We start from the raw sequence: 10,644 nt of genomic DNA, 5'->3' as shown, positions 1-10,644 counted from the left end.
GGTGTCCTTACGGCGCCCTCCCCGACCGCGCCCCCCCCCCCCCCCGCGCGGGGGGGGGGGGGGGGGGCCCTTCTCGATGAGCCGTACAACCGATCCCGCCGTCCACAGGTCTCACGGAGGTACCGCCTGTTGTCGACGGAAGGACGAGAATGCCGGCTCTTCGCACGGTCCGGAGCGTGGTGGTCGTGACCGCGCTGCTGCTGGGCGGCGCGGGGCCCGCGAGTGCTTCGCCGGCCACCGACCAGCCCGCCTACGACGTGGTGCTGGCGCAGGAGGAGTACGTCACCGCCGATGTGGGCGCCACCCTGACGATACGGCCCGAGGTCTACCCGGAACGGCCGGACGGTTCCCGTGGCCACCTGGCGGAGGGAGACCCGGTCGGCCGACGGATGACACTCGACTATGCCCTGCCGCGGAGTGCCACGCCGGTGACGGTCGGCAAGGGCTGCCGGAAGAAGGTCACCGCGTGGGGGCGGTTCGTCAGCTGCCCGACGGTGCGCCCGGTGACCGTCCGGATCGGCGGTGCCCTCGTCGCCGAAGACGTACAAGTGACCGTCAACCGGGCGGGGAGGGAGGCGCCGGTCGGCAGGGCCGGTTTCCTGCTGACCGCTCCCGTCCCGCGGGAGGAGGGCGAGACCCCGGGCAGCCTGGAGGGCCGGCAGAAGGCCGGGGCGGACCTGCTCGGCGCGGCCGGCGGCCTCGTGCTGCTCGCGTTCTTCCTGGGGCGTACCCGGTCACGCCGGATCGTGTGGGTGTCGTGCGCCGTGCTGGGTCTGCTGTGCGCCGGGCCGGGTGTGTGGAGCCTGGTGCGGGGGCCGCTGATCGGGGCGCGGAGCTACGTGCGGTACGCGTCCGGCCCGCCCGTCCTCACGATCCCCGACACGCTCTGGGACGACGGCTGGATCCGCAGGGAGAGCCACCCGGACGGCGTTCCCCGCGTCGCCACGGCACCGGATCCCGGCCATGAACGCGTGACCGAGGTCTCCGGCTTCTTCGCGCCGTACGACGACGGGCCGACGGGAACCCCCGGCCAGTGGCTCACCGTCGACGGCGCCCACGGCCGGATCGAGGACCCCCGGCGGGCCCGCGACCACATGCTGCGCACGGCCGCCGAGGCACCCGGTGTGACGGTGGCCGAGAAGCCCCGGCTGTTCCTCCTGAAGCCGGAGGAGGGCGTGCGGCGGGACCCGGTGCTGTTCAAGTGCCAGGTGCTCGTCGTCCGGGACCAGCACGTCCAGCAGTGCGCCTGGGCCGACAAGGGGGTCCGCGCTCTGCTGTCCACGTCCGGTGGTCCCGCGTTCCGCAACTCCGCCGACCCGCTGCTGGGAACGGCCTACGACGCCCTGAGCCTGCGGCAGTACGTACAGCTGGGCGGCGGCTTCTGACCGCCGCCCGGCTCGCGGCCTAGAACGGGTCGAAGTCGTCGAACTCCCGGTCGGCCTCGTCCCGTTCGGCCTGGCGGTCGCGGCGGCGCTGGGCCGCGGGGCGCGGGGCGTCGAAGCGGTGGTCCTCGCCACGCCGGCCGAGCATCTCGGCGCCCGCCATGGCGGTCGGCTCCCAGTCGAAGACGACCGCGTTGTCCTCGGGGCCGATGGCGACGCCGTCGCCGGTGCGGGCGCCCGCCTTCATCAACTCCTCTTCGACACCGAGGCGGTTGAGGCGGTCCGCGAGGTAGCCGACGGCCTCGTCGTTGTTGAAGTCGGTCTGCCGCACCCAGCGTTCGGGCTTCTCGCCGCGCACCCGGAACAGCGGCTCGCCGCCGGCGTCCTCACGGGTCACGGTGAACCCGGCGTCGTCGACGGCCTTGGGCCGGATGACGATACGGGTCGCCTCCTCCTTGGGCTTGGCGGCCCGCGCCTTCGCCACCAGGTCGGCCAGCGCGAACGACAGCTCCTTCAGCCCCATGTGGGCGACCGCGGACACCTCGAAGACGCGGTAGCCGCGCGCCTCGAGGTCCGGGCGGACCATCTCGGCGAGGTCCTTGCCGTCGGGCACGTCGATCTTGTTCAGGACGACGATGCGCGGACGGTTGCCGAGACCGCCGTACTGGCGCAGTTCCTCCTCGATGATGTCGAGGTCGGAGACGGGGTCGCGGTCGGACTCCAGGGTCGCGGTGTCCAGCACGTGCACGAGCACGCTGCACCGCTCCACGTGGCGCAGGAACTCCAGGCCCAGGCCCTTGCCCTGGCTCGCGCCGGGGATGAGGCCCGGCACGTCGGCGATGGTGTAGACGGTCGAGCCGGCGGTGACGACACCGAGGTTCGGCACGAGCGTGGTGAACGGGTAGTCCGCGATCTTCGGCTTGGCCGCGGACAGCACCGAGATCAGCGACGACTTGCCCGCGCTCGGGTAGCCGACCAGCGCCACGTCGGCGACGGTCTTCAGCTCCAGCACGATGTCGCTCAGGTCGCCGGGCTCGCCCAGCAGCGCGAAGCCGGGCGCCTTGCGGCGGGCGGAGGCCAGCGCCGCGTTGCCGAGGCCGCCGCGGCCGCCCTGGGCGGCGACGAAGGAGGTGCCGTGGCCGACGAGGTCGGCGAGGACGTTGCCGGCCTTGTCCAGCACGACGGTGCCGTCCGGGACCGGCAGGATCAGGTCCTGGCCGTCCTTGCCGGAGCGGTTGCCGCCCTCACCGGGCTTGCCGTTGGTGGCCTTGCGGTGCGGGGAGTGGTGGTATTCCAGCAGCGTGGTCACGGACTGGTCGACGGTGAGGATGACGTCGCCGCCGCGCCCGCCGTTGCCGCCGTCCGGGCCGCCGAGCGGCTTGAACTTCTCACGGTGGACGGAGGCACAGCCGTGACCTCCGCTACCCGCGGCGACATGCAGTTCGACGCGGTCCACGAAGGTGGTCATGGTGGGGTGCCTCCAGAAACGTACGAGAGATTCTCTTGGTACGAGATGTCTTCGGTGTAACACGCGAAAGGCGGACCCGCCTTCCCGACCGGGAAGTGAGGTCCGCCTCGCGAAAGCTTCCGATCAGCGCGACTCAGGCGACCGGAACGATGTTCACGACCTTGCGGCCACGGAAGGTGCCGAACTGCACCGAGCCGGCCTGCAGCGCGAACAGCGTGTCGTCGCCGCCACGGCCGACGCCCGCACCCGGGTGGAAGTGGGTGCCGCGCTGGCGGACCAGGATCTCACCCGCGCTGACGACCTGACCGCCGAAGCGCTTCACGCCGAGCCGCTGGGCATTGGAGTCGCGACCGTTCCGAGTGGACGATGCGCCCTTCTTGTGTGCCATTTCTCCTCAGTCCCTTACTTCGCGGCCGTGGGGATCGACGTGACCTTGATCGCCGTGTACTGCTGGCGGTGGCCCTGACGACGGCGGTAGCCGGTCTTGTTCTTGTAGCGCAGAATGTCGATCTTCTGGCCCTTGTGGTGGTCCACGACCTCGGCCTGGACCTTGATGCCGGCCAGCACCCACGGGTCGCTGGTCACGGCGTCGCCGTCGACAACGAGCAGGGTCGAGAGCTCGACCGTGTCGCCAACCTTGGCAGTGGAAATCTTGTCAACCTCAACGATGTCGCCGACAGCAACCTTGTGCTGGCGACCACCGCTGCGCACGATGGCGTACACGCGGATCTCACTCTCTCGCTCGGGGAACGGCACCCCCGCAGGCCAGCCACCCGGCAGACGCGGACGACCTCTCCCGGCCAGCCGTGTGCCCGGGAGGAAGAGGTTTACGGGGATGTGGCATGCACATTGGACACGCCGACGGTCTAGGTTACGGGGCCCGGCCCGGAAGGGTCAAACCGGGCCCCGTGTGACCTGATCGGTCAGGACTCGTCCGCGGAGGCCGAGACGGACGGGGCCGTCTGCTGCGCCGCCGAGGTCTTCTTGGCGGCCGTCTTCTTGGCCGCCGCCTTCTTGGTCGTCGTCTTCTTGGCCGCCGTCTTCTTCGCGGCCGTCTTCTTGGCCGTCGTCTTCGTGGTGGCGGCCTTCTTCGCCGTGGCCTTCTTGGCCGCCTTGCGGGCGGTCTTCTTGGCCGGTGCGGCCTCGGACTCCTCCGCGGCCTCGGTCGCCTCCGTCGCCTCGGCCGGGGCCTGAGCCGCGCTCTCCGCGGCCGGCACGACCACGACGGCCGCCTCCATCGGTGCGGTCGGCGCGGTGGCCTTGCGCACGGCCCGGCGCCGCGGACGGGCCGGAGCGGCCGGCTCGGCGGGAGCCTCGGCGGCCTCGGCAGCCGGGGCCGGGGCCTCGACGCGAGCCTCGGCCTGCGGGGCCGCGGCGGGCGCGGTCTCCGGGACCGTCACCACGGCCGCCTCCGCCCCGGCGGGCGAACCGGCCGGCGCGGACACCCGGCGGGTGGCCCGGCGGCGGGTACGGCCCTGGGGCGCGGCCGGCTCGGCGGCGGGGGCCTCGGTCGCCGCGACGACGGCGTCCTCGACGGCCGCGGGCTCGGCCAGCGCCTCGGCGGCCGGCTCCGGCTGCACGGGACGCTCGGCCTCCTCCTCGGCGGTCACCGTCTGCGCGGTGGGCGCCAGGGCCTCGGCGGCCTCGGCCTGCGCGGGCTTGCGCCGCCTGCCCTTGGGCTGCTCCGGCTTCGTGGCCTCCGCCTCGGTGGCCTCGGCCTCGGGGGCCTCCGCCTTCGCCGGCTCGGCCTTGGGGGCGCCCGCCGGGGCGGATGCCCGCCGGCTCGCCCGGCGCCGGCCGCGGCCACCGCGGGACGCGGCCGCCTCGGCCTCGGCGATGCTGCTGTACAGCTCCTCGTCGGGGGCGAAGACCGGCTCGGGCAGCGCGAGCGGCTCGGCGGCCTCGGCGGCCACCTCGGCCTCGCTCTCGGCCTCCTCCTCGGCGGTCTGCGCGGTCCGCACCACCGCCTCGGCGACGGCCTCGTGCTCGTGCTCGTGCTCGTGCGGCTGCTCGGCCGCACCGGCCCGCGCCCGCTTCTTGCGCTTGCCGCCACCGCCGGTGGAGCCCGGCTGGTCGATGTGGACGATGACACCGCGCCCGTTGCAGTGCACGCAGGTCTCGGAGAAGGACTCCAGCAGACCCTGGCCGACCCGCTTGCGGGTCATCTGCACCAGGCCCAGCGAGGTCACCTCGGCCACCTGGTGCTTGGTGCGGTCGCGGCCCAGGCACTCCAGCAGGCGGCGCAGCACCAGGTCCCGGTTCTGCTCCAGCACCATGTCGATGAAGTCGATGACGATGATGCCGCCGAGGTCGCGCAGCCGCAGCTGGCGCACGATCTCCTCGGCCGCCTCCAGGTTGTTCCTGGTGACCGTCTCCTCGAGGTTGCCGCCCTGACCGGTGAACTTGCCGGTGTTGACGTCGACGACGACCATCGCCTCGGTCCGGTCGATGACCAGCGAACCGCCACTGGGCAGCCAGACCTTGCGGTCCAGGGCCTTGGCGAGCTGCTCGTCGATCCGGTAGGTGGCGAAGACGTCGACCTCGCTGGTCCACCGCTGCAGCCGGTCCGCGAGGTCCGGGGCGACGTGCGCGACGTACCCGTGGATGGTCTGCCACGCCTCGTCGCCGCTGACGATGACCTTGGAGAAGTCCTCGTTGAAGATGTCGCGCACGACCCGGACGGTCATGTCCGGCTCGCCGTACAGCAGCGTCGGAGCGTTGCCGCCGTTCTTGGACTTCTTCTGGATCTCCTCCCACTGCGCCTGCAGCCGCTCGACGTCCCGGCGCAGCTCGTCCTCGCTCGCGCCCTCGGCGGCCGTGCGCACGATGACGCCCGCGTCCTCGGGGACGATCTTCTTGAGGATGGTCTTCAGCCGGGCCCGCTCGGTGTCGGGCAGCTTGCGGCTGATGCCGGTCATCGAGCCCTCGGGCACATACACGAGGTAGCGGCCGGGCAGGGAGACCTGGCTGGTCAGGCGGGCGCCCTTGTGGCCGATCGGGTCCTTGGTGACCTGGACCAGGACCGACTGGCCGGACTTGAGCGCGGACTCGATACGGCGCGGCCCGTTGGCCATGCCGAGCGCCTCGAAGTTGACCTCGCCGGCGTACAGCACGGCGTTGCGGCCCTTGCCGATGTCGATGAAGGCGGCCTCCATCGACGGCAGGACGTTCTGCACCTTGCCGAGGTAGACGTTGCCGACGTACGAGACCGCCTGCTCCTTGTTGACGTAGTGCTCGACGAGCACGCCGTCCTCCAGGACGCCGATCTGCGTACGGTCGCCGTTCTGACGGACGACCATGACGCGCTCGACGGCCTCGCGGCGGGCCAGGAACTCCGCCTCGGTGATGATCGGCACGCGGCGGCGGCCCTGCTCGCGGCCCTCGCGGCGGCGCTGCTTCTTGGCCTCCAGACGCGTGGAGCCCTTGATGGACTGCACCTCGTCGGACGGCTCGCTCTTCTCGCGCGCCGGGCGCGGCTCGCGCACCTTGACGACGGTGCGCTCCGGGTCGTCGGTGGACGGCTCGTTCTCCCCCGAGGCGTCACCGGCGCGACGGCGGCGGCGACGGCGGCGACGGCTGCCCGCGGTGGACCCGCCGGCCTGGTCGTCGGCGTCGTCCTCGGCCGACGTGGCGTCCCTGTCGTCCGCGGCTTCCTCGTCGTCCTCCTCGACCTGCTCGGCAGTGTCCTCGGCGTCCTGCGCGGCCTGCTCGGCGGCGAGCTCCTCGCTGTCGCCCTCGGCGCCCTCGGCGTCACCGGACTCACCGCGGCGACGGCGGCGGCCGCCACGACGGCGGCGGCGACGGGAACCCGTCTCCTCGTTCTCCTCGCCCTCGGCGGCGTCCTCGGCCTGGTCGTCGTCCTCCGCCTCCTCGGCGGTGGCGGCGGGGCTCTCGGCCTCGACGGCGCTGTCGGCGAACCGCTCCGGCTCCTCGGCCGCGCCACGGCGTCGGCGGCGGCGCCGCGAACCGGCCTGCTCCTCCACCGGCTCCTCGGCCTCCACGGCCTGGGCGGGGCGGTCCTCGGCGGGGTGGTCCTCGGCGGCAGCCTCGGCGGCGGCGCGCTCCGGGGTCTGGAACTTCGGCTCGGTGAACACGGGCGCCTGGAAGACGGCGACCGCGGGGCGCGCGGGCCGGCGCGGCGACTCGGACTCGTCGTCGGCGGCGGACTGTGCGGGCGCGGCGAAGCCGGTCGCCGCACGCCGCTCCGCGCGGCGGCGGCCACGGCGCGGGGCGCCGTCCTCGGCCTGCTCGGAGGTCTTCCCGGCGGGGGCCTGCTCAACGGCCGCCGCCTGCGCCGCGGCGGTGGGCTCGCCCACACCGGCCACGGCGGCGGTCTCGGTGTCGACACCGGCGGCCACGGGGGTCTCGGCGGTCACGGGCGTCTCCGCGGCGGCCGGCGCCCCGGCGGGCGCGGAGGCACGGCGGGCGACCCGGCGGCGGCCACGGCCCTTGGGGGCGGCGTCCTCGGCGGGGGCCTCGGCAGCGGGCGTCTCGACGGCCGTTTCGGTGACCTCGGCCTCGGCAGCCTCAGCGGCGCCGGCGGCCACGACGGTCTCAGGGGCCTCGGGGGACGCGGCAGCACCTGCGGTGACGCGGCGGGTCACTCGGCGCCGCGTGCGGCGGGCGGGCGCGGCCTCTTCCTCGACGGCCTGGGCGGCGGGCGCTCCGGCGGTCTCGGCGGACTCGCTCTCGCCACTGTCGGCGGCGGCAGCGGGCGTCCCGGCGGGCACGACGGTCTCCGCGGCCTCGGCGGAGGCCGGGGATCCGGCGGGCGCGGAGGCGCGGCGCGTGGCGCGACGGCGGCCACGGCCCTTGGGCGCGGGCTCCTCGTCGGAGGCCTCTACGGCAGGGGTCTGGGCGGCCACGGTCTCGGCGGCCTTGGCCCCGGCAGCCTCACCGGCACCGGAAGCCAGGACCGTCTCAGCATCCTCGGCGGACGCGGGAGCACCGGCGGGCGCGGAAGCCCGGCGGGTCGCACGGCGCCGCGTGCGGCGGGCCGGCGCGGCCTCCTCCTCGTCGGCCTGGGCGGCCGGCGCGTCGGCGACGGCGGCCTCCTCCTCGGTCTCGGTGTTCACCGCGGCGGCGATGGCCTCGGCGGCCTCATCGTCCGCTTCGGCGGTCGCGGCGGCCGGTATGGCCGGCTCGACCGTCTCGGCAGGAGCGTCGGAGGTGGTGTGGGCCGGCGGACCGGCCGGGCGGGAAGCGGCACGGCGCCGACGACGCGGCGGCAGTGTGTCGCTGGGAGTGTTCTGATCTTCGGAACCCTGAGTGGGTTCGGTCGGCTCGAGCATGCGGGCGTATCTCCCGTCAGGCTCCCGGGCGCCGCGCCTGGTCCGGGGGCCGATCACGAAGATCGGCCACCGTTGACGTCCGCGGCTCGCGCTGTGCGCGGTGCCGCCGTCCGGGGCGCGGGCGCCACACGGGAGCTTTCTGTGTCCTGTCTCGCCGGTTCCGTACACCTTGTCGCGTACGGCCTGGCGAAAGTCTTCTGGTCGGGTGCGCTGCCCGACCCAGGTGGCTCCCGAGTACGAGGGCGGCGCTTACGACGTCCGTCCCTACGCGGAACCTTCCGGCACCGGCGCCGTCGCGGCGGCAGCCGGAGCGGCCGTTTCGAGGGCCACCGCTGCCTCGCGGTCGGGCGCGAGCGGGTCGGTCACCGTGCCGGTCTCTTCATCGAACAGCCCCTGCGCCAGCCTGGTCACCGCTGCGGGGACCGGCGGCGCCAGGTCGGCCACGGCGCGGAGACCGGACAGGACGTCGTCGGGTCGTACGGCAGGCGTCACGTGCCGAACAACCAGCCGCAGTATCGCACAGGGCTGGTCGCTCGGCCTATCAGCCGGCGAACTGTGCGTTTGAGTTGTCTCCAGGCTCACGACGGCCGGACGGGCGTCGAAGGTGCGCATGCCGTTCTTGGTCAGGCGCTGAACCTCCACCGCCTCGGCCGTGTTGAAGGCCTGCACCGCGCGCCGCGCGTCGGCCGGGTCGACGCCGTCCAGTCGCAGTTCCCAGACGGAAGCCGTGAGCCGGTCGGCGAGCCCGGACGTGTGCGCCTCGACCGCCTCGATCACGTCGAGCCCGGTGGGCAGCGACTCGTCGAGGAGGACGCGCAGCTGCTCCGGGTCCCGTCGCGCGGTGAGCGCGATCTCCAGGTACTCCGCCTCGCTGCCCGTGCCGGTGGGTGCGGCATTGGCGTACGACACCTTCGGGTGCGGCGTGAACCCCGCCGAGTACGCCATGGGTACGTCGGCGCGGCGCAGCGCGCGCTCGAAGGCGCGCTGGAAGTCGCGGTGGCTGGTGAACCTCAGGCGGCCGCGCTTGGTGTAGCGCAGTCGGATGCGCTGCACCGCGGGTGCGGGCGGCGGGCCTTCGGGCTGTCGCTTGCCCAGTGTCCTAGTCCTTTGTGAGAGCGGTCGTACTCCTCTCAAGAGTACGTGTGTCGTGGCCGTCAGGTTCCCGCCGGGCCACCGCCTCACTCTTCCCGGGGTCGCCGAACAGCATCCGCCGGAAGTCCGCCCGCGCCTGCCGCGCCGACTCCCGCGCCGAGGCGAGCGCCTCCCGTACGGCCCGCCCGGCCCCGCGTGCGGCCTTGGCGGCGGGCCTGAGGACGGCGTCGCGCACGAGGTGCCCGACCGGGGTGAGCACACCGCGGTATACCCACCGCAGCGGCTCGACGACGATCCACCGCAGGACGGTGGCGAGGAACCGCCCCACCGCGAGGGAGATCCGCCCGGCGATCCGCCAGGCGTGCCCGAGCGCGGCCCCCACCTCCCGGGCGACGACGGCGAGGAAGCGTCCGACGGGCACCAGCACCCATCGCCACAGGGCGAGCGCGGGCAGCACGAACAGCACCCGGGCGATCCAGTACAGGACGAGACCGATGCCGGTGACGGCCATCCCGAGCACCCGCACCACACCCCGGACGCACCAGGCGACGGCCCGGCCCACCGGTGCGAGCACCCAGGTCCACAGCCATACGGCCGGTACCACGACCAGGTGGCGCACGAGCCAGGCGACCACCGCGTACACCCCGGCGCCCAGCGCCCCGAGGACCATGGCGACGCCGCGCAGCACCCACACCAGGCCGTGTCCGATCGGCGTCAGCACGCGCGTGTACAGCAACGCGAGGCCCGCGCCGATACCCAGCACCAGCCAGGCGATCCCGGCGCCGATCCCCCGCGCCGCCCACGCCAGCGCGTGCCCGACGGGGGTCAGCACCCACCGGTACAGCCACACCGCCGGCACGACGAGCAGGACCCGGCCGAGCAGGCCGAGCGCCGTGCCGAGGGGGACGAGGAGGTACCGCCACAGCGCCACGAGCGGCCACACGAACAGGGCCCGCCCCAGCCACAGCAGTGCCCGCCCGACGGGCCGCAGCACCGTGTCCCGCAGCACCCGCCCGGCGACCACCCCGGCGTCCCACAGCATCCGAACCGGCACGACGAGGACCAGCACGACGATCCGCACGGGCAGGCGAACGGCGACGACGAGGCAGCCTTCCGGCTGCCGGGGCCGGGGCGGAGGCTTCTGCGGTTCCATGTCTGACAGGACGCGGCAGCCGTCGCCGCGGATTCACCGTACGGATTGCGATGCCGTCACGGCTGCCGGCGGTCCCCTCCGGCCGGCCGTTCCTCCCCGCTGCGGGGGCGGGTCCCGCGGCCGCGGGCGACCAGGCACGCCGCCACCGCCACGGCGGCGCCGATGTACAGCAGCCCCTGGTAGTCCAGGGCGTGCACGCCGGGCCCGCCGACCGCAACCGCCGTGTCCATCACCGGCTCGCCGTGGGGCGGGTGCATG

The 10,644-nt window shown here is 74.0% G+C and carries 8 protein-coding genes; 1 reads left to right on the top strand and 7 read right to left on the bottom strand.

The window, feature by feature from the left end:
- Nucleotides 1-176: 176 nt before the first annotated feature.
- Nucleotides 177-1,385, top strand: a complete 1,209-nt coding sequence (locus tag ACF1GV_RS01900) for a hypothetical protein (protein ID WP_391676935.1) — start codon at nt 177-179, stop codon at nt 1,383-1,385.
- Between the two features lie 19 nt (nt 1,386-1,404).
- Here the strand turns inward: ACF1GV_RS01900 and obgE are convergent, their stop codons facing one another.
- From obgE to ACF1GV_RS01865, 7 genes are all read right to left on the bottom strand, one after another.
- Entirely contained in the window at nt 1,405-2,850 is a 1,446-nt protein-coding gene (gene obgE, locus ACF1GV_RS01895; protein WP_391676933.1) for a GTPase ObgE, read from the bottom strand.
- A gap of 133 nt (nt 2,851-2,983) precedes the next feature.
- The gene (rpmA, locus tag ACF1GV_RS01890) at nt 2,984-3,238 is read right to left on the bottom strand and encodes a 50S ribosomal protein L27 (RefSeq protein ID WP_103784733.1); all 255 of its coding nucleotides are present in this window, start codon (nt 3,236-3,238) and stop codon (nt 2,984-2,986) included.
- Nucleotides 3,239-3,252: 14 nt separating this feature from the next.
- Entirely contained in the window at nt 3,253-3,573 is a 321-nt protein-coding gene (gene rplU, locus ACF1GV_RS01885; protein WP_009188585.1) for a 50S ribosomal protein L21, read from the bottom strand.
- A 200-nt stretch (nt 3,574-3,773) separates the two neighbouring features.
- Nucleotides 3,774-8,141 carry a ribonuclease E/G gene (locus ACF1GV_RS01880; RefSeq protein ID WP_391676931.1) on the bottom strand — a complete coding sequence of 1,456 codons (4,368 nt, stop codon included), beginning with the start codon at nt 8,139-8,141 and terminating at the stop codon, nt 3,774-3,776.
- 264 nt (nt 8,142-8,405) lie between these two features.
- Complete coding sequence (locus tag ACF1GV_RS01875) at nt 8,406-9,194, bottom strand: TIGR03936 family radical SAM-associated protein (protein ID WP_363264734.1); 789 nt, start codon at nt 9,192-9,194, stop codon at nt 8,406-8,408.
- Nucleotides 9,195-9,240: 46 nt separating this feature from the next.
- Entirely contained in the window at nt 9,241-10,386 is a 1,146-nt protein-coding gene (locus tag ACF1GV_RS01870; protein WP_391676929.1) for a hypothetical protein, read from the bottom strand.
- 56 nt (nt 10,387-10,442) lie between these two features.
- The gene (locus ACF1GV_RS01865) at nt 10,443-10,643 is read right to left on the bottom strand and encodes a hypothetical protein (RefSeq protein WP_391676928.1); all 201 of its coding nucleotides are present in this window, start codon (nt 10,641-10,643) and stop codon (nt 10,443-10,445) included.
- Nucleotide 10,644: the final 1 nt, after the last annotated feature.

The sequence above is a fragment of the Streptomyces sp. NPDC014006 genome, from assembly GCF_043088925.1.
Lineage (GTDB): Bacteria > Actinomycetota > Actinomycetes > Streptomycetales > Streptomycetaceae > Streptomyces.
Note: the sequence above shows the minus strand (reverse complement) of the source record. Positions and strands in the feature narration are given on the sequence as shown.